Source organism: Brasilonema octagenarum UFV-OR1, from assembly GCF_963888615.1.
Lineage (GTDB): Bacteria > Cyanobacteriota > Cyanobacteriia > Cyanobacteriales > Nostocaceae > Brasilonema > Brasilonema sennae.
This window is the reverse complement of sequence record NZ_CAWPKW010000213.1, coordinates 1-20739: the sequence shown is the minus strand read 5'-3', so window position 1 is coordinate 20739 and position 20739 is coordinate 1. Positions and strand designations below refer to the sequence as shown.

The following is a 20739-nucleotide window of genomic DNA, read 5'->3' as shown; positions in this document are numbered from 1 at the left end:
GTTACAGTTTAAACAAAGTTGTCGTGAATCCTAATGAATAATCTCTTAACCTCAAAGATCAACGTCATGCTTTAATGTTAAGATCCAAATCTATCTTGATACCTAAACTTTTGAGAAGCTCATTGAGCGATAGTCTGGGTGGTCTTTTACCAGGATTCTTTCCAGATTCTTGAATAGCACTCTGATTGATAGACTGACTTCCATCAGTTGTGATCACAGTAGTTTGTTCAACCTTAGAACTATCTCCTCCGACTATTCTTTCTAATTCACTTTCTATTAGTTCTTCAACAATAACTTTCTGATTACTGTTGGGTTGTAAACCAATTTGATCGATCTTAGCCATAACTAAACTCCAAACATTGTATGTAATTTGTACCTAGGTTCTCTTTATAATTAACAGTTTTTTAAAATGTTGTCAACCGATTATAAAGATATTATTTATTCCTAATTTTCGAGATAATTTTTTCCACTTTATTCTACTTTTAGTATTAAAATTTTCACCATACTCTCACTAAAAAAAAACAGGTTTTTTAAGACGTTTTATCACAGAAAAATATTATCAGTTTGTTTTAGGGATCAGACAAAAGCAAACTATCGGGACTTCGATAAAAATTAAGCCTACAATAAAGCCTAAACTGGCTTCATAAGCAGTAAATACATCACGATTAACGGTTAGTAAGCGTGAAAAATAAAAAAGATATAGCTGTTATACAGCAGCAGTTTCTGAGTCAGAAGTCACCAAGTAAGAAGTAAAAAGTAAAAAGGGCTGATAAGTCTGGCTTTTAGACAACGTGGTTGTACTTCATTTACTTGCAATGTGCTCTAAAAGCATCTATTGCTTCAATAAAAGTGTTCAAAGTAATGCTCGCCCATTTTTGTCGAGCTTAAGAGCTTCTTTGGTTAGCTCTTCAGCAGACATTTAGTCCTAAATAGATTGATTTTTGAGATATGATTTTTCAAATCCGTAAGTGTACGGTTATTATGTTATGTTTTTCACAATTCCATTACAATGCACTTTTTTTGGATCAAGAGTCACATTTTTTCGTGTCACTATTCGTAAGCTTTACAAAAACTTTATAATTTTGGTTTTTCTTTAATGTTGTAAATACAACATTTTTCACCCTGGCATATGTAAGTGGATAACCCAATACGGTTGGTGATAAGAAATTTGCTCGTGTTAGCGCTTTGCGCGGCGAGAAAGCTGGAGCAAGGCAAGCAGGGAGCACGCTACGCTCGGGGGCAGGGGGAGGGGGAGAATGTGGCTCGGTTTTCTCCCTGCTCGGGTGCTCCTCAGCCGCCTCAACAAATAAATGTCTTAACACCAACCGTATTGGTGGATAACCCTCAATAGTTAATTAAACTTTTTTAGTTACCACAAATTATTCGTAAAAAAACAAACACTCCGACTTCGATCTTGAAGTTGGGGTTCTGAATAAAGTTTCACAATAGATGCGTAATACATGCATAACTCAATGCAGATATGCGTGCAGATGCTAGCAAATGAATGGCAGATAGATGCCGCCTACCTGCTCATACCAAGTTACGGCTAAATTACCTAACCTTAACCTTTGTAGGAGGTCCCACTCTCTTGGGGCTTTCAAGAATCTTTTGGTGCGTGGAGACGCTTATGAGTTGCCTCCGACTACAATGCACAATCTTTCTGTGAGACTCGCAATTTTTTCGCTTTTATTCCATGCTACTCTTCAGAGTGCTGGATCTTTCTCCAAGCTTGAGGAGTGGTTCCGTGGTACTGACGGAACTGGCGAAAGAAATGACCCTCATGTTGATAACCAACTGTTAAAGCAATCTTATTTACACTTTGTTTGGTTTCTAGCAGTAAAGCACGTGCTGCTGACATTCGGCGCTCAATGATCCAATGATTCACTGTTTTTCCCGTCAGACGTCGCACTAAATCTGTTAAGTAACCTGCGGAGTAACCTACTGCCTGAGCGACATTGCAAAGGGTGATAGCTGAATCATAATTCTTCTCAATGAAATCAAATATTTGACTGAGTAAAGAATCAGTAGGAAATATCGAGTTATCGTCTGTTGAGTTTGTAGTTTTAGGCGGAGATGGCTTAGATTCCTCCTCAGACAGAGTAACACGCCAATGCTTGTTCAAAAGACTTTGTTCTTCCAAACTCGCAGTGTAGATGGAGAGTTCCCCTAATTCACATATTTTTCTCAAGAATTCTTCTAAAGCAGAAGATTTGTTTAGATCTTCATCTGTTTTCAAATTCATATCTTGGTGCTGTTTAAGTCTACGAGTATTAGAACTGACTAAATTGAAAGGAATAACCGCTCTGACAGAGCCTTGATACAGCACTTTTATGAAACCGGTACTATCAAGTCTAGGCATTTCTATTTCACAAAGCACACTATTATTAGGAAAGGATTTTCCTGTCTGTTTTGCGCTGATAAAGCTATTTTCTGAGTCTGAAGCCTCGAACACTTTTGCCTCTAAGTCTTTTAAAAACATGTTACTGCTTAGCACCTGATTATCAATGAGAACAAATGTTATATTATTTTGCTGATGTTTCTTTTTTGACTTACAAATATGAGTCAAAAATGCTTGTATTGGTAGTAAAACAAGACATGATTGTAAACACCAATCAATAAAAGACTTCAGAAATCCATTAAACCTTGCGGAGAAAAAACTCAAAAATCATGAAAAGCTCTGTTTCGCCACTAAGTATTATAAATTAAGAATCATTCTGATTAAATTGAGACTTATCTACTAGTGGCTAAAACAAAATACTATCGCCTTAATAAACAAGTTCTTGAGTTTGCTTAGTTTCTCCAAATATTTTTTGGATCAAAAAAACTGACATAAACGTAGTTTACTATCACAAATGTGTTTTTAACTACTTTTTATATAACATACATGAAAAATATCATATACAAACCGTATATTCAATAATTTACTTTAAAGATTTTTTAAAGAAGTATTACTTTATATTTTTTGTATCGAAAAATAATAATTGAAAGAATCACTTTTAAACGTATGCTAAATATATCTAAAAATTTTTAAGAATCAACCTTTTTAGAAAAATACTAAATTATTAAATTTTGAATCTTAAGCTAAAGTTTGCCAAATAAAATTACTTGTGTGGGTAGTTGTGCATTATTTTTAATCAATTTGTCAGAGGCTCAGCACCTGCCATAAGATAGAGTTTTTAAAATTAAAATAAGTAAAAATGGAACTAGACAATGGTCAAAAAAGCTGCTATAGAATACCAATGAAAAATCGGAATTTTTTATTTATTCATTTATTTACAAAATATACTGTTTCGTTTGTGCGATAAGCCTGCTTGCTGACTTCTTGTGCGTATCGCCAAAGCTAGCAGTATGCATCACAGACGCTTCACGCACAATCTTTCTGTATTATTCAGTTCTTTAGCTCAACCAGAAATAGATAAAGTTAATATGTTTGTGTAAAGTTATATTAGCAAGAGCGTAAAATTCACAAATAGTGGATTTTGTCAATAATATAAATTCGTCAATTAATGCCCCAATTAGAGCTATAGGTTGGTTTCAAGAGGCGCTTTGGAGCAACGGAACGCTTCGGAGCAGGGGAGAAGAAATTACATCGGTAATCTTACACTCAGCAGGGGGAGTAAATCATTCATGAAAAACAAGATCCCCGACAACTTCTGCGAAGTCGGGGATCTATATCTTCAATTTATGCGCTACGCGCAGGCTAGGCCAACACAAATCTATTAACGCCAGCCTAAAAAGCGCAACCCAGGGACAATAAGGTAATGACTCACCCCCAAAAAGAAGCTCAGAAAAACGCCGACAAAACCAAAAAAAGTTACTGGAAGCCAGAGTTCGTTCCAGTTGGGTAAGCTGAGGAAGTCGAATATATTTGTTGGAAATCCTAAAAGAACGAAAACCGCGAAGACAACAGCGGTGCCAAACGCAGCAACTATAGCGTGAACGATATGATGGCTACGAAGACCTAAGCTAATAGTGAGCAGAGAAACAGCTGCCAAAATCAATCCGAGTAATCTCTCACCACCCTGTTGTGGTGTGAACAATTGTAAAACTAGCCAAGCGAATCCATAACTGATAATGCCCATAATCGATGTTACAAAAAACCGCCGCTTCTGACCAAAACCCCGTGCAAGTGTTAGTCCCCATGCGGTTCCCAAGCCAGCACCTGCAAACAAAAGAAGCTCTAAGCCTGAGATAGCTGGGGTTGTCAGACTCAACTCGGGTAGTTGATCAGATATGAATTTGGTAATTTGTTCGTCTATGGTTGTCTGTGAAGCTAAAACAAAGCCACCTATAGTACCAAAACTAGCGCCGACACCAGTCAGAAGGATTGTCCAAAATGTGTCCAGACAAGCGAAAAAAATCTTGAAAATTGCCTTTAGTATAAACAGAGTTGTTTGACCGACGGCGTGAGCAGAGGTGGTAAGTGCTTGTCCTACAGAGTCCTCCACTTTAACCAAAATCCCCTTAGCTTGTCCAAACCCCTGCGCAAAAGATTGCTGAATTTGGGATTTTATCCCCTGGTGTGGCGAAATTCGGGAAATTTTTTCTAGACGTTTTTGAACAATTGCTGCATTGGCTGGACGCGATCGCCCATCCTCCTGTACCATCTCATCAAGTAAATCTGCCAGTTGGGAATTGACATTAACCACTTTGCGCCAAAGCAATTCCCCACTTACGGGATTTTCCAAATCGCTAAGAGATTTGCCCGTTAACATCTCAATCATCGTTCGACCAAGGGCATAGAAATCAGCCGCAGGTCCAATAATACCCCCAATAACTTGTTCTGGGGGACTGTAGCCAGAAGAATATAACCGAGTTGAGGAAGGTTTTAAACCAAACAAGTTGGAACTATATTGTTTTGCTCCCCCAAAATCAATCAGCACCAGCTGATCTTTCCTTGTTCCCCCCTTATTTACAGAACCTTGCGGAATACGCAGCATTAAATTAGAAGGTTTGATATCGCGATGAATGATCTTGCGAGTGTGTAACTCCTGTAAAATCTCCACAGCTTGAACAAGCCAGTTTAAAATCCACTCCTGAGGACACCCTTGGGGATACTGCTGGAAAACTTCTTCCAAAGTTTGACCGTGAATTTTTTCCATGACCAAACAATTGAATTGGTAAGGCTTGAGATTGCTTTGTGGAGTTGTTACAGACAACATCTCTACAGAAAAATATCCATCAGCATCAACTCTAGGAACACCTGGATGTCGCAAACTTTTTAAAACCGTCGCCTCTTGAGCAAACAATTCCAGCGCTTTGGGTGAACTTTCCATCAACACTTTCAGCACTTTTTCTGTTTGTGTCTTTTGATCCCAAACTGTGTAAATTTGGGCAAAACCACCTGATCCCAAACGCTGGAGTGGGACATAGCGGTCTAAAAGTTGCAGCGGTGCGCCACAGGTGTGGCAAAATTTGTTTCCCCAAGGCTGGGGATAGGGACGCGGACAGTCTGAATTGATGCAATGAACTGCATTTTGATTAGTGTGAAACACAAGCGCTCAAAGACATAGCCTGAGTCGATTGTACATAACTGGAGACTGGGAAATGGTTCGTAGTTAGTGGTTACTAGTTCAGCAGTCCTTTTTGACAGCCAACTCGTACGCAGGTGACTACTCACAATTCCCCATTTTCTAGCAGCTAGATCCATCCCAAGTCATAGGGAAGGCATATTCCGATGACGAGGATAAATCGTTATTGTTGCTGGAAGTTTCTTTATCCAAAACTTTGATAACTTTGTTGTAAGTTTCTTCTGCCTGTTGTGGAGAATTACCTATACTCGTCAATCCCAACTTACCAAACTGGGAAAGACAACCCATCAAGTGAAATACCGTGCCTGTTTCGGTTCCAGTGTCAAAGTGTAGCCTATGACGAGCGATGATGTCCATCAAATCGTTGGGCAAAAGCCCCCGATAGGAGTCTTTTTGTAAGTTATCAGTAGCCATGTAGTATTTGGGACGCCCTTGCTGAGTGTAAAATAAACCCGTTGAGAGTTCATAGCGACCGTTAGTTAATAATTTCAGACTCATAAAGGGATGAGTCGTACCACCTTTACGTAGGTTAATTTCAATTGCTTGCAAGTCCCACTGTCCATCACCGTTGTCAACAGCGATAAAATCAACTGCAAATCTTTCTAATGCACCTTTGTCTGCCAAATTTTTGCCAACTTTTAACCCTATCTGCTGCAATTGCAGTCGATAGGTTTCATCGGCGGGAAATTCGCAACCCAAATAAACTTGACCGTCAGGTCCTCCCAGAATTTGGTCGTGGGTTGAGAGGATTTCCACCTCCCCATTGGGTGTAATAAGTCCTTGGACGCTGGGCGATCGCTTGACTTCTCCTTCCACGAACGCCTCAACAATTGCCCCTAACTCAGGGATTTTTAGCGAAAATGTCTCCCAATTCTCTTCTTTCGCTTGAAAGCGCAAAGTTTTAAAGCACTCACTCATCGCTGTTAGTCGTTCCTCATGAGAACTACCAGGAGGTGCTAAATTCAAAATCGGCCTTAAGTCCAAGAGCGCATTTCCTTCTCCAGAGATTCCTTCGTTGAGTTTTACTACAATCCGTTTTAATGTCGGCTGGCGTTCCCACAATTCGGCTGCTGCTTGTGCCAAATCTGCATCATTCCAAACACTTTGGCAACCATCTGGAAACGGAACTCCGCTTTCTGCAAATATTTGCCGACTGCCACTTTTCGTCCCCCAAATTTGTGAATCTGGTGCTGCAGCGAACAGCGGCACTCCCAATTTTAAAGATAATTCTGCTTCTAATTCGGTCGAATTATAGCATACCATAAATGATTTTTCAACCCTTAAAGCTTGATGAATCTGCTTTAGCAAGCGGGGGCGTTCTAAAATCTTTTGAGTGAGGGGTTTGGCAGAGGAATCGTAAGTGGAAAGTAGCAGCAAGCGATTGCGAGCATGAGAAAAAGGAATTCCCGGTAAAAGTTGCAGATAGTAATCAATGACGCTGGGATGCATTGGCATTGATGTGATATAAATCAGTCGAGTGCAGGGATTCTGCAACTGAATCAAGTAAAACAGCAGTCGTTCCTCATAATGCTCAAAACCTTCGATTTTTTTTAGTTCTCCCTGGTCAATGCTCAATGAGGGAATAACTAAAATATCCGCGTCGCTGTTCTCAATTTCCTGGAAAGTGTTCCAGCGATCGCTTAAAGTTAACTGAAGATTTCGAAACTTGTCAGTTTGTTCATTTGAAAAAATATTAAGTTTTTGCATAAAATTAAGTTAAATCCTGCCTTGGTTTTTCCAGTCTTATCTTACTTTGGTATATTTTAATTAATTTTTCGTTTGTCGCGGCTCTGCTACAATTCGTTTGTTATACTCATTCTCATTTCATCATTTATATTATCAAAGCACCTGTTGCCACGCACTGCATACCCTCGACTTACATTTGGTCTAATTTTTTTTACCTCTTAAGATGGATAAAATTTAAATTTGTTTACATCTAAAGGGTGAGAAATAATCCCCACACAATAGATAACTTAAGAAACAGATGAAAGGTTTAAATATTTCCTTTCACGAGAATAGCATAGCTGTGTTTAGTTGTCAGAGAAAGAGCATGTGTCTTGTGTGACGATAATTAACAACAGTAACGTACAATTGCTCAGGTAATGAGTACGACAGGCTTAAAAATAGGAAAAAGCCTAAACTGTTGAATGGCAATTGCTAGCCAAAGAATAAAACCTTGGATTGATAGTTCAGTCCAAGGTTTAGTTTTGAAATGGTATTTTTTTTGTTTGTTTATTTTCAAGGAAGATTCTACTATGCCAGAAGAACAATTACAACCACCTCAATCTCAAGAAACACCGGGTACGGAATCAGAAATGACGCCGAAACCGAAAGCAGATGATGCTCAATATAAAGGAAGTGACAAGCTCAAAAACAAAGTTGCATTGATAACAGGTGGAGATAGTGGTATTGGTCGTGCAGTGGCGATCGCATTTGCTAAAGAAGGAGCAGACGTAGCTATAGCCTACCTGAACGAACACGACGATGCTAAAGAAACAAAAAAATTAGTTGAAGAACAAGGGCGTCGTATTGTCGCTATAGCTGGTGACATTGGTGATGAAGTTTTTTGTCAGCAACTTGTACAACAAACTATTGATGAATTTGGCAAACTGGATATTTTAGTCAACAACGCTGCTGAACAGCATCCGCAAGAAAGCATCGAGGATATCAGCAAAGAACAGTTAGAGCGGACTTTCCGCACAAATATTTTCTCGATGTTTTTCTTAACCAAAGCGGCGTTGAAACACCTGAAAGAAGGTAGTACCATCATAAACACCACATCAGTCACAGCTTACCAAGGTAGTAAACAGCTCATTGATTACTCTTCAACAAAAGGTGCGATCGTTGCCTTTACTCGTTCCTTATCACAGAGTTTAATTGAAAAGGGAATTCGTGTGAATGCCGTCGCTCCCGGTCCAATTTGGACACCTTTGATTCCGTCAACTTTTCCTGAAGAAAAAGTGAAAAAATTCGGGAAACAAATTCCAATGCAAAGACCTGGACAACCTGAAGAAGTCGCACCCAGTTATGTGTTTCTAGCATCTGATGACTCTTCTTACTTCTCTGGTCAAGTGTTACACCCCAATGGTGGTAATGTCGTCAACGGCTAATGAAGTTGTACAGACGCGCCATAGTGCCTCTGTACATAAGAATTCAATCCTAACTCTTAACTTTTTTAAACCATTAGGGGGATGAATTAATACTTGAATTGAGAGATGATCTGAAAAGGAAACCTTTATAAAGTCATAAAAACAGATATGGCATCCCAAACACCACTAAAAGGCACCGAATTAGTAGATTGTGCAAGAGCAAATGCCAAGCAAGGAATTGAAACCGCTGCTTACCAATGTGGCTATGGAGATGACCTCAGGACTTTTGCACAAGAGTTACGACAAGCCTGTGAGGAAATGAACTTACAAGTTAAGGAACTCACAGATTTAATTACCGATCAGGACATGATCCTAAATGTGGGAACTGGCGAAATCGTTGCGCCAGATACGGCATCAAACCTGTGAAAATCAATCATTACAAACGAGGAATTATGAGAAATGTCCATAATTCCTCCTGATCCTTAATTGCTCACCATCCTGGCGAGAATGTTACGTGTGATAGCTTGTGCATCAGCATTTAAAACAGAAGGGCGTAGCTCTGGTGCATTGTAATCATCTAACCCCCAATTCCATTGCATAGAGCCAGTAGCAAATACTGTTGCTCCTGATTTTGGAGTATAAACTGTCATGTCTGCATATCGGATCCCTTTTCCATAACGATAAGGTGAATGGGCAATGCGGATCGTGTTTGCTGGGGCGTTACCAAACATCCGATCAACTTCGTAACCCAAAAGCCCCTCAAGACGCATTTCTTTGTTAGGTACTTTCAATGTACCATCCACGGAAGCTTGAGTTTTACTTGGACTTAATTGTGTATTGACAAGCAGCCAATCTGGAGCTGTATGATCAATGACAATATCCGCGTTGACCTGAAATGTCTGGTACATGACTCCAATGAGAGCTTCCTCCGGAAGACTCACAGGTTTTGATCGCCAAGTAGTTGTGACTAGGTAATCGTTGTTTGGATTACTGTCTCTAGCAAAGGGGTCAAGGGCAGCACCTTCTTTATATGTCACAATGGTGCGATTGAGCTGCTTTGTCAAACCACTTGCTTCAAAGCGAATTTGCCAATAGCAGGTGTTGGAAGAAAAAAAGCCGAGACTCACCCCAGCGTCTCTTGCTGCTTTTACATTTTGGCGCATATTCCACGACCAGTATTCATCATGACCAACCGAAAGAAATGCTTTATGCAACAATAACATTGGTTTGCCACTGTATTGGTCAATGCGATTTTCGTGGGTGTCAATATCTGTGCAATAGGTGACATCATAGCCTTCCCGTTCTAGCCATCGCACCATGTTGTATTCCCACCCAGCGCTAGAGGTTCTCCTTTTGGGTTGAAAGTTAGTCAAAAATTCTCCTGCTCCGACCCCATAAGCCGCTTTCAAGTTGGGACTCAGGGCATATGGGCGGTTGAAGGAAACTTTGTATGCTTGTTTTTCTCGACTGTTCCACCGATAAAGCGACATTCCACCCCAGTTGTTATATGCTTGATAAGTTGTGACGCTCGATTGAAAGAGAAAATCAGAAGTACGGCTATCATCACGTACTACAAAAATAATGTAGCTTTGCTTGCCACTTTTGTTTGTGGTTAGTTTGGCTAGGTAAAAACCACTTGCCCATTGTGTAGGATCTGCTGAATTGTAAGGAATTTTCAAAACATAAGGATCTTTCCAATTGCATTCAATTGATCCGGTGACTTGATCCACTTGTGGGAGCGGTTGTTTTACACTTTTGCGTGTCACTGGAGGTGCTGTTTGCCGTCCTCCTGCGCCACCATACCAGCCCATACGGAAAATTTCAATCGTATAGCTGGGTTCTTTTGTGCTCACAAAAAACTTAATTTCGTCGCCGCGATTGACACTAGTCAGGGAAGCATAACCTTCAATTTCTCGCTTAGTAGCAGGATTTGTCAACTGCCAATGAGTCGTACCTGGTTTAGTATTTTCAATAGTTATGGAATTGCTTTTATGGCTGAGTTTTGGTACGTCTACAGCCTGATTAACGCCACTAAAAGGAACAATAGCGATGATGAGTATAAAAAGTGCTGGTAACAGGACTCTGCTAACTAAGTTAAACTGTTTTCGGAAAAATATTTGACTCACAGTTATTTTTGCCACTCAAATGAGAACTTATTGCATTTTGTCACTTTTATACATAAATCAGAAGAAAAATAAGTAATGATTTGGTTAAGAGTTACAAACGAGGATTTTCATAATTAAGAGTGATGAGTAGAACGCATAGACATAACAAGTCAGCTCACGCATCACTCATCACTCATAACTTTCTACAGTCTAAGAGCCTTACGTCAGTCAGCTATTTGCCAAACCCTTTACCGCGAGTCGTCGAAGGAAGACAAATGCAGTTTTCAAGCTGATTGATCAAAGTCTCACGATCCAGATTTTGACCAATTAACACCAACTGGTTTTTCTTCTCACCTTTCCACTCATCATCATCCAAACTGAAGCGCTTACCGCAAAGATGGAAAATATGACGTTGAGGGCTTTCGTCAAACCACATTATCCCCTTTGCTCGGAAGATTGTTTCAGGTAGCTGATTATCTAGAAAATATTGAAATTTTCTAATCGCAAAAGGTTTGTCCGTCTGGAAAGATATGGAAGTGAAACCATCATTCTCTAAGTGATCGGAGTGATGATGGTGATGGTGCTCATGATCATGATCATGAGTGCACTTAGAATGATCGTGGTCATGATCATGCTCATGGTCGTGATGGTCATGAGCGTGCTCAGAATGATCGTGGTCATGGTCGTGATGATCATGACTATGGGAACTCGCAGTATCAGTGAAATACTTGTCTGACTCAAACAAACCAACGCTGAGAATTAAGGCTAGTGGTACTTGTGATTTTGTTGTACGGATAATTCTCGCTCCTTCCTTGACTTCCCGAAGTTTGACTTCCAGCGTCTCTAATTCTGCTTGAGAAACTAAATCCGTCTTGTTCAGCAGAATCACATCACCATAGACAATTTGACTGTGAGCCGCCTCAGAATTGAATAAATCCAGGCTGTAATTCGCTGCGTCTACTACGGTAATGATTGAATCCAGACGGGTTAAGTCGCGTAACTCGGTACCAAGAAATGTGAGCGCCACTGGTAGCGGATCTGCCAGTCCAGTTGTTTCGACAACGAGATAATCTATTTTGTCTTGGCGTTCCAAAACTTTGTAAACGGCATCCACCAAGTCATTATTAATGGTGCAGCAGATACAACCGTTACTCAGCTCCACCATGTTATCGTTACTATCGTCGGTGGAGATAATTAACTCGTTATCGATGCCAATTTCGCCAAACTCATTCACCAAAACAGCAGTTTTCAGTCCCTGCTGATTGGTCAGGATATGATTGAGTAAAGTCGTCTTGCCGCTACCGAGGAATCCAGTAATAATTGTTACTGGTAGTCCTTTCTTCGGTGCATCCATTGATTGAGATTCGGAACTAACTGCTTGCATAGCGATGCTGTGAAAAAATCAAAATAGTCAGAACAAAGAATGTAGCGCACAGAGGACAGAAAACACTAGCATAGGGTAGCTGGTTTTTCATCCCAGTTATTCTCCCCTATTATTACGTATCTCTATTTCAGCAGTATCACGCTTGTTATGACCCTAACACTTTACAATACACTCACCCGCCGCCAAGAATCCTTTCAAACCGTCGAACCTGGAAAGGTTAAGATGTATTGCTGCGGCGTGACAGTGTACGACTATTGCCATTTGGGTCATGCTCGTTCCTACATCATCTGGGATACGATACGTCGTTATCTCCAGTGGCGCGGCTACCAAGTGCACTATATTCAAAATTTTACTGACATTGACGACAAAATTCTTAACCGTGCCAGAGAACAAGGCTCGACAATGGAGGCGGTGGCAAATCGCTTTATTGATGCATATTTTGAAGATATCCGCCGCTTAAATGTCATGGATGCTGATGAGTATCCCCGTGCGACAGAGAATATTCCTGCCATCATTGAACTGATTGATGCTTTAGAAGAAAAAGATTACGCTTACGCGGTTAGTGGTGATGTTTACTACAGGGTCGAACGTTTCCCTGCGTATGGAAAGCTATCTGGACAACAACTGGATCAAAAGCTGGCGGGTGCGAGCGGAAGGTTAGATCCTGAAGATTCAGAAGCAAAAAAGCAACATCCCTTTGACTTTGCCCTGTGGAAAGGTGCAAAACCAGGAGAACCAGCTTGGGATTCACCTTGGGGAAAAGGTCGTCCAGGCTGGCATATTGAATGCTCAGCGATGATTAGGGAAACACTGGGTACAACTATTGATATTCATGGTGGAGGTAGAGATTTAATAAATCCTCACCACGAAAACGAAATTGCTCAATCGGAAGCTGCTACGAACCAACCACTCGCTCGTTACTGGATGCATAACGGTATGGTGATGGTGGATGGTGCAAAAATGTCTAAGTCTTTGGGCAATTTTATCACGATTCGCGAGTTGTTGGATGGAGTAGGGGCGCACAGTCATGCACCTGTAGACCCAATGGCGGTGCGATTGTTTGTGCTGCAAGCCCATTATCGCAAACCGCTTGATTTTACGGAACAGGCGATCGCCACCGCTTCTGCACAGTGGAAAACCCTTAAAGAAGGTTTACTATTCGGCTATGTACATGGCGAGAAACTTGCTTTTGCTCATCATGTTCATCAATTAGATAAAGGCCTGATCCAAGAGTTTGAAACGTCAGGAGATGATGACTTCAACTTCTCCAAAAGTTTGGCAGTGCTGTTTGAATTAAGCAAGAAGTTACAACGCGAGGGAAACCTTCTCGTGCATGAGGGAAAAACAGAAACTCCACCAGTAGAATTACAGAAAGAGTGGTACACATTAGTGACACTAGCTCAAGTTCTTGGTTTAGAAGCCAAACAAGAAGTGGAAACACCTCAAAGTCATGGTATTAGCGATGCCGAAATTGAGGCTTTCATTCAAAAACGGCAGGATGCACGTAAAGCTAAGAATTTTGCCGAAGCCGATCGCATCCGCAACGAACTACAAGCAAAAGGTATTATCCTCATTGATAGTCGTGAAGGCTCTAAATGGCACCGCAACTGAGAATTCAAAATTCGTCTTGAAAAGTTTGCTACGGAGGGAAACCCTCCTGGCAACTTTTCGCAAAATTCAAAGTTCAAAATGAATAAAATAAAAGACAAAAGGCAAAATGAGTAGTGATCATAAGGCAATTACTGACAGGACGTTTGAGTTTGCTGTCCGCATTGTTAAACTTTGCCAAGTACTAAATGAAAGTTCGGGAGTGGCAAAAACACTTTCTAAACAGTTGATTAAGTCTGGAACGTCAATTGGGGCAAATGCTAAAACAGTTAACAGTTAACTGTTAACTGTTATCAATAATTTTTTGATAGCGCAGCGTGCCCGTAGGGCATACTTTGAATTTTGTTCGCGTAGCGTGCCCGCAGGGCATACTTTGAATTGTTATGTGGTCTGAACTTAAAAAAGCGATCGCCCAAATAAATATACCAGCCGACTGGCTCGGTATTAGAGTCGTCAAGGAAACTTCATTTACCTGTCATGTCCGTGACGGCATACCCCAAACTAACGGCAAATCCTCTACGATGGGGTTTATGTTGGAAGTTATGATCAACGGCTGTATAGGATATGCAGCTACCAATTCGCTCGCAATCCAAGACTTAGAAGCCGCAGCCCAAAAAGCATACAGACAAGCACTTGCTGCAAGTGAGTGGTGGATACATCCGTTTGGAGTTGAGAATGAGCGCCCTAAAGTTGTTGGTCAATATATCTCGCCATTTCTGAAACCCTTTGATGCTTTGAGTCCAGGGGAAATCAACGATTTACTTGTTCGTGTCTGCCATACCCTAAGAGTTTCTGACCAAATTGTACAAACTCTAGCTAACTTGACAACAACCGAGAGAGAGACTTGGTTTGTCAGCAGCAACGGCTCAGAAGTGTATCAAAAATTTATGTTTTTTGGCACACATTACGGAGCTACAGCACAAGATGGGGCGGTTGTCCAGCAACGCACTAACAACGGCTTGCAAGCAAACTGTTACCAAGGTGGACTGGAACTTTTCCAACAACCTGACTTATGGGTTCGGGTGCAGCAAATTGGCGAACAAGCAGTAGAACTGTTGACAGCAGAAGAATGTCCAACGACTTGTACTTCATTAGTGTTAGCCCCAGACCAAATGATGCTGCAAATCCACGAAAGCATTGGACATCCCCTAGAAATTGACCGAATTTTGGGCGATGAGCGCAATTACGCTGGAGGTAGTTTTGTCAATCAGAGGGATTTCGGCACTTTGGCGTATGGTTCTCCCCAGATGAACATTACCTTTGACCCCACCGTACTTGGTGAATTTGCCAGCTATGGCTTTGATGATACAGGTGCTGTGGCAACACGGGAGTATTTAATTAAAGAAGGTGTTCTCCAGCGAGGTTTGGGTAGTTTGGAAAGTCAAGCAAGAGCAGGTGTACCAGGAGTCGCCTGTGCTCGTGCCTGCTCTTGGAATCGACCAGCAATTGACCGTATGGCAAACTTGAATTTAGAACCAGGGGAAGGGTCTTTTGAGGAAGTTATTGCTGGTATAGAACACGGTGTCTACATGGAATCCAATCGCTCCTGGTCAATTGATGACCGCCGTTACAAATTTCAGTTTGGTTGCGAATACGCTAAATTGATTGAAAACGGCAAACTTACCAAAACCCTCCGCAATCCCAACTATCGAGCCACAACTCCAGAGTTTTGGCACAGCTTAGTAAAAGTAGGAAATTCCTCTACTTGGGAAATGTACGGGACTCCTTTGTGTGGCAAAGGAGAACCTAACCAAACGATTTGGGTAGGTCATGGTTCACCCATTTGTGTATTTGCTAACGTGGAAGTCTTTGGTGGTGGTTGAAGAAGACACAAGGACAAGTTAATTTGCTGATTCAAAATATCTCCTACGGAAACACCTAGCATCTTAGTAGGAGATATAAGAATTTCCACTCAACATTTCCTCTAGCCGCCCAGCTCCCTCTCGATTTAGAATGCTCATGAAACACGAAGAACTATCTGCTTTAGAAGCCAGCTTTAATCAACTAATTGAAACTCTTTTAAATAAGAAACAAGAAAGTGAAGAATTTACTGTGAAACTTAGCAGTGAACGCAGTCAATTTACTCGTTTCAATCATGCCAAGGTGCGGCAAACAGGCTGTGTGACTGATGGTTCAATTGAACTGACTTTAATGCAAAATCAACGCAGTAGTTTTCGGCAGTTTCCCTTTACTGGAGATTCGGAAATCGATTGGCAATTGGCATACCAAGCACTGCAAGAATTACGAGAAGAACTTCACCAGTTACCTCTAGATCCATATTTGGTTTTACCATCAGGAACAAATACCAGTCGAGAAGTTCATTGTGGAAATTTATTGGCTGAAGAAGTGCTTGTACCAACAGTGCTAGAACAGCTTGCTGAACTAGATTTTGCTGGGATATATGCTGGGGGGGTTGTTATTAAAGCGTATGCTGATTCTTGTGGTCAAAAACACTGGTTTAGTACAGAAACTTTTTCATTAGACTATTCTATATTCACAACTGAAGCACAAGCTGTTAAAGGGACTTTTGCTGGTAGTGAGTGGAATAATGAAGCTTATAGCGAGAAAATTAGCGATGCGAAAAGACAATTACAATTGCTTTCTCGTCCAATAAAAGAATTGCCACGAGGACACTATAAAACCTACTTTGCACCAGCCGCAGTTGCTGATTTAGCGGCAATGCTTTCTTGGGGAGGTGTGAGTGAAGCTGATTTACAACAGGGAGGGAGTTCTTTAGCATCACTGTGGCGCAAAGAAAAGCAGTTATCTGTTGCATTTCATGTCAAAGAAAACTTTCAACGAGGATTGGTACCGCGATTTAATGAATTAGGAGAAATGGCTCCGCTAGAATTACCTGTTATTGAAAAAGGAGTCTTAGTTAATACGCTCGTCAATTCTCGCACTGCTAGAGAATATCAAAAAACTGCTAATGGTGCTAATAGTTATGAGAGTTTACGTGCACCAGAAATTAGTCCAGGAAATTTAAGCTTTGAAGATATTCTTACTCATTTAAATACGGGTTTGTATGTCTCTAATTTACATTACTTGAATTGGAGCGATCGCCCCACAGGTAGAATTACAGGTATGACCCGTTATGCCTGCTTTTGGGTAGAAAATGGTGAAATTGTTGCTCCTATCGAAAATTTGCGTTTTGATGAAAGTCTTTATCGATTTTGGGGAGATAATCTTGTAGATTTGACCAATTTCCAAGAATTCGTGTCTGAAGTCGGAACATATGATGGTCGTCAACTGGGAGGTAGTATGGTTCCAGGTATGTTGGTAGAGGATTTTACGTATACCCTCTAAAAAAAATAGCCCCAATTATAATAAGCTAAAACACATTTAAAATGATTTAGGACTGCCATAGTAGGTGAGATGGGGACGGCATGAGGGAGAGAGCTAAGAATCTTTTCCCACACTCCCACAGTCCCACAGTCCCACACTCCCCTAGTTCGATGCCAATTACATATCCTCTAACTCAATTCCTTTGGTTTCCTTAATAAAAAACAGAACAAAGAATAACGAGATAGCCGCCGCAATTGTATAAACACCATAAGCGGAACCCAGCCCAAAGTATTGCAGTATGGGAGGAAAGGTTGTAGAAATGAGGAAATTAGCAACCCATTGCATTGCAGCAGCAACTGAAAGGGCAGCACCTCGAATCTTGTTATTAAACATTTCTCCTAATAGTACCCAGGTCACTGGCCCCCAGGAGAAACCGAAGCAAAATACATAGAAGTTGGCTGCTATGAGAGCGATAATACCCGCGCTTCCACTCAAAGTTGGGTTGCCAGCAGCATCCACCGCAGCAGTCCCAAAAATAGAAGCCATCGTTCCCAAGGTCACGGTCATGCCAATTGACCCTATAATGAGCAAAGGCTTGCGACCAAATTTATCTACAAAGGCGATCGCAATAAGCGTAGTAATAATATTTACCGCTCCTGTGATCACCGTGATCGTTAAGGAATTTTTTTCGGAAAACCCAACTGCTTGCCACAAAACGCTGCTGTAGTAGAAGATGACGTTAATACCAACAAATTGCTGAAGTACAGATAAGCCTATTCCTACCCAAACAATCGGTAAGAGTCCACCACTTCTGCTTAAAAGGTCAGAAAACTGAGGCTGGCGTTCTCGAAGCACTGTTTGGCGAATTTCTTCGATTTTTGTCAGCACATTACCGCCCAAAATTTTGCTCAGAACGTTAGCAGCTTCTGACTCGCGGTTTTGGGCAACTAAGTAGCGCGGAGATTCAGGAATTGTTAAAGCTGCCATCCCGTAAAGTATGGCTGGAGGAATTTCCGTCCAAAACATCCAGCGCCAAGCAGCGATTCCAAACAAAAATGGTGACTCAGCTGAACCTGCTGAAACAGCGATAAAGTAATCGGAGAGGAGGGCAATGAAAATTCCTACTACAATCGCTAGTTGCTGGAGAGATCCTAACCTTCCCCGCAAATGCGTGGGAGAACATTCTGCAATGTAAGCTGGTGCAATCACACTGGCAACACCAACTGCAATTCCACCCAATAATCGCCAAAAGGTAAAATCCCAGATACCTATCGGAAGCCCGGAGCCAATAGCACTAATGGTAAACAACACCGAAGCTGCAACCATTGCCTTAACTCGACCATAACGATCTGCGATCTTCCCTGCATAAAACGCTCCTACTGCAGATCCCAACAATGCCAGCGATACAGCAAGTCCTGTCTCTAAACTGTTGGCGTTAAAGGCTTTGGAGAGGGCTGCAACCGCACCGTTGATCACTGCTGTGTCAAAACCGAACAAAAAGCCCCCGAGGGCAGCAGCACCAGCAATCAAGATGACATAATACGTGTTGGCTTTACGACGTGTAGCAGTAGGGTTCATGATTATATCTCATATATTAAGTGAGAGTGTTTACTAGATTGGGTAAAAACGAATAGTGATTTACTCCTGGTGTCTGTGTCACAGAAATTCACAGAAGTGTTTTCCTGTGTGCCTATAACGCTTAAATAGATATTCTTTTCTGACACCGAAGGGAGTAAATCCCCCACTAATTACATTGCTCAGTTTTGAGTTCTTTAATTTTTTACTAAAGCCGCGTGATGCTTCACCGTCTAGAACGTCTGCGCAGCCGATCTATCGTCACCGCCAAAATAATGACTAATCCTTTGACGACTAGTTGCCAGAAGTAAGACAAGTTCAACAAAGTCAAACCATTGTTGAGAACAGCAATGATCAATGCACCAAGAAGAGTTCCCCCAATAGTACCAATACCGCCTGTAAAGCTGGTTCCACCAAGGATAACAGCAGCGATCGCATCCAATTCGTAACCAGTACCGACAATACCACTAGCACTATAAAGACGGCTGCCACTCATGATTCCTGCCAAACCTGCCAGTAATCCGCTGACGCCATAGACAAATAGCAACACACGATCAACTTTAATCCCAGTTAATCTTGCTGCTCGCTCATTACCACCCACTGCATATATTTGCACCCCCAAAACAGTTTGTCGCAGGACAAACCAACTCGCGACTATACTTAGTAGCGCAATGATGACCAGCCAAGGAAGGGGACCGACATAGCTATTGCCTATCCAAGCAAAATTGATGTCACGGTTAATAACCGTTGTACCTTTGGCAACCAAAAAGGCAACGCCCCGCAAGGCAGTTAGTGAACCCAGGGTAACAATAAAAGGCGGCACATCCAAAAAGGTGATCAGAGCGCCGTTAATTAAGCCCAAAAGCAGTCCTGTCAGCAAACCAGCAGGCACAGCCGCCCAACCAATAGCGGGAAGTAGCGATACCAGTAACGTAACGACTGCAGAAACAGCCAATATTGACCCAACTGAAAGGTCAATACCTCCAGTCAGAATGACAAACGTCATTCCTGTTGCCAGCACAATATTGATTGATGCCTGACGCAAGATATTAACGATGTTTCCGCCTGTGAGGAAGCTGGGAGAAAGTAATGTAAATAAGATGCAGATAATTATTAGAATCGGCAGAATACCTGCAACCTCAAGCAGAGTGTTGATTGATTTGCGGTTGCGCTGCGTTGAATTCTTGTCTGATCTATTATTGACTGGTCTTATTGTCTGACTCATGACGACCTCGCGGGAGTGTGGAAACTCTGTGTCTTTAGACCAGAGAGGAAACACGACACGGTTGATAAATCAACCGTCAAGTTCTCCAAATTAGGCATACGAGTAACCATCCTTTTTGTGAATGTGTTTACAAAACTTGTGGCTAATTCCTTGGACTAATCCGTCTTTGGTTGAAATATTGAAACTACCTGTTGCACGTGTTGCAATCCTTCCGAGGTACACACCAACTTTCTTCATATCAAAACGTACAAGCTCTTGGCTAATCGCTTCAATTCGGGCTACCTTGCGCAGTTTGTTAACCCAGGTTTTGATATTTTCGACTCGACTTTGTAAGCTAGGCGCTAACCAACCTTTAGGACGTGTTCTGTTTAAAAACCTTGGTTGACGATATCTGGTCTTACGGTTTCGTCTGCTGCGTCTTATCTGTCTCCTGGAAGCTAAAGACTCTCTGATTGCAAAACCTCTATGCTTTAGTTCGGCAGCAAAGACAACTTCACCGGGGGAATGACTGGAAAAATGGGGCAAGCCCTCTTGCGTTGATCTGGAAGCATCACGATTTATCGTGTTGTTATTAGGGCTTGCCCCATTTTTTTGTCCCAATGCGTCACCCCTTGAGTCATTCACCAAAGCAATTCCTGTATGCTTAGCACCAGGGTCTATTTTTAGCCTGAGCAGTGAAACAGTAACGTCAATAGCGGATTTTTTAAGAATCAAAGTAAATGGAAAGCGTTTAAAAACGGCTGCTTTCTTATTTCTTAACAGTTGTCTTGCTTGCGCCGGATGTATTGGAGCTAAAGGTCTTTTTTCTGAATCAATTACAAACACTTTGGACATAAATGTCCCTCCTTACGGGTAAAGTTAGCTTTGACAATGTTCAGAATCGGTGAGGCAGCGCGGTCTTGGGGAGCGCTAGCCATGCAGGAGGGTTTCCCTCCGT

General features: G+C 41.5%; 14 protein-coding genes and 1 pseudogene. 6 read left to right on the top strand and 9 right to left on the bottom strand.

The features are described 5' to 3' along the window. Window positions 1–64 precede the first annotated feature (64 nt). The 4 genes from AC5590_RS16075 to AC5590_RS16060 form a co-directional block, all read right to left on the bottom strand. Window positions 65–343 carry a hypothetical protein gene (locus tag AC5590_RS16075; RefSeq protein WP_169264567.1) on the bottom strand — a complete coding sequence of 93 codons (279 nt, stop codon included), beginning with the start codon at window positions 341–343 and terminating at the stop codon, window positions 65–67. Between the two features lie 1353 nt (window positions 344–1696). Then, the gene (locus AC5590_RS16070) at window positions 1697–2479 is read right to left on the bottom strand and encodes a helix-turn-helix domain-containing protein (RefSeq protein ID WP_169264566.1); all 783 of its coding nucleotides are present in this window, start codon (window positions 2477–2479) and stop codon (window positions 1697–1699) included. A 1240-nt stretch (window positions 2480–3719) separates the two neighbouring features. Further along, window positions 3720–5495 (bottom strand): protein kinase domain-containing protein, encoded by a 1776-nt coding sequence (locus AC5590_RS16065; RefSeq protein WP_169264565.1) that lies wholly within the window; start codon window positions 5493–5495, stop codon window positions 3720–3722. 138 nt (window positions 5496–5633) lie between these two features. Then, a complete protein-coding gene (locus AC5590_RS16060; RefSeq protein ID WP_169264564.1) occupies window positions 5634–7238 on the bottom strand; it encodes a peptide ligase PGM1-related protein in 1605 nt (534 codons plus the stop codon). A gap of 548 nt (window positions 7239–7786) precedes the next feature. Between AC5590_RS16060 and AC5590_RS16055 the strand changes: the two genes are divergently transcribed. Both AC5590_RS16055 and AC5590_RS16050 read left to right on the top strand, forming a co-directional pair. Further along, window positions 7787–8641 carry an SDR family oxidoreductase gene (locus tag AC5590_RS16055; protein ID WP_169264563.1) on the top strand — a complete coding sequence of 285 codons (855 nt, stop codon included), beginning with the start codon at window positions 7787–7789 and terminating at the stop codon, window positions 8639–8641. 147 nt (window positions 8642–8788) lie between these two features. Next, the gene (locus AC5590_RS16050) at window positions 8789–9046 is read left to right on the top strand and encodes a hypothetical protein (RefSeq protein ID WP_169264562.1); all 258 of its coding nucleotides are present in this window, start codon (window positions 8789–8791) and stop codon (window positions 9044–9046) included. Between the two features lie 56 nt (window positions 9047–9102). On the opposite strand, the gene AC5590_RS16045 is transcribed toward AC5590_RS16050, so the two are convergent. Then, a complete protein-coding gene (locus tag AC5590_RS16045; protein WP_348982700.1) occupies window positions 9103–10746 on the bottom strand; it encodes a N,N-dimethylformamidase beta subunit family domain-containing protein in 1644 nt (547 codons plus the stop codon). A gap of 211 nt (window positions 10747–10957) precedes the next feature. Further along, window positions 10958–12109 carry a CobW family GTP-binding protein gene (locus AC5590_RS16040; protein ID WP_169264561.1) on the bottom strand — a complete coding sequence of 384 codons (1152 nt, stop codon included), beginning with the start codon at window positions 12107–12109 and terminating at the stop codon, window positions 10958–10960. Window positions 12110–12256: 147 nt separating this feature from the next. On the opposite strand from AC5590_RS16040, the gene cysS reads away from it, so the two are divergent. The 4 genes from cysS to AC5590_RS16020 all read left to right on the top strand — a co-directional run bounded on the left by cysS (window position 12257) and on the right by AC5590_RS16020 (window position 17023). Beyond that, window positions 12257–13720, top strand: a complete 1464-nt coding sequence (gene cysS, locus AC5590_RS16035) for a cysteine--tRNA ligase (RefSeq protein WP_169264560.1) — start codon at window positions 12257–12259, stop codon at window positions 13718–13720. A gap of 106 nt (window positions 13721–13826) precedes the next feature. After that, entirely contained in the window at window positions 13827–13997 is a 171-nt protein-coding gene (locus AC5590_RS16030; RefSeq protein ID WP_169264559.1) for a four helix bundle protein, read from the top strand. A 103-nt stretch (window positions 13998–14100) separates the two neighbouring features. After that, entirely contained in the window at window positions 14101–15540 is a 1440-nt protein-coding gene (locus AC5590_RS16025; RefSeq protein ID WP_169264558.1) for a TldD/PmbA family protein, read from the top strand. 136 nt (window positions 15541–15676) lie between these two features. Next, the gene (locus AC5590_RS16020) at window positions 15677–17023 is read left to right on the top strand and encodes a TldD/PmbA family protein (RefSeq protein ID WP_169264557.1); all 1347 of its coding nucleotides are present in this window, start codon (window positions 15677–15679) and stop codon (window positions 17021–17023) included. Window positions 17024–17179: 156 nt separating this feature from the next. Here the strand turns inward: AC5590_RS16020 and AC5590_RS16015 are convergent, their stop codons facing one another. From AC5590_RS16015 to iscB, 3 genes and pseudogenes are all read right to left on the bottom strand, one after another. Next, window positions 17180–18580 carry a sugar porter family MFS transporter gene (locus tag AC5590_RS16015; protein WP_169264556.1) on the bottom strand — a complete coding sequence of 467 codons (1401 nt, stop codon included), beginning with the start codon at window positions 18578–18580 and terminating at the stop codon, window positions 17180–17182. Between the two features lie 223 nt (window positions 18581–18803). Next, window positions 18804–19802: an ABC transporter permease subunit gene (locus tag AC5590_RS16010; protein ID WP_169264555.1), complete on the bottom strand. Its 999-nt coding sequence runs from the start codon at window positions 19800–19802 to the stop codon at window positions 18804–18806. 231 nt (window positions 19803–20033) lie between these two features. Continuing rightward, window positions 20034–20636, bottom strand: a pseudogene (gene iscB, locus AC5590_RS16005) (RNA-guided endonuclease IscB); the annotation flags it as partial. Window positions 20637–20739: the final 103 nt, after the last annotated feature.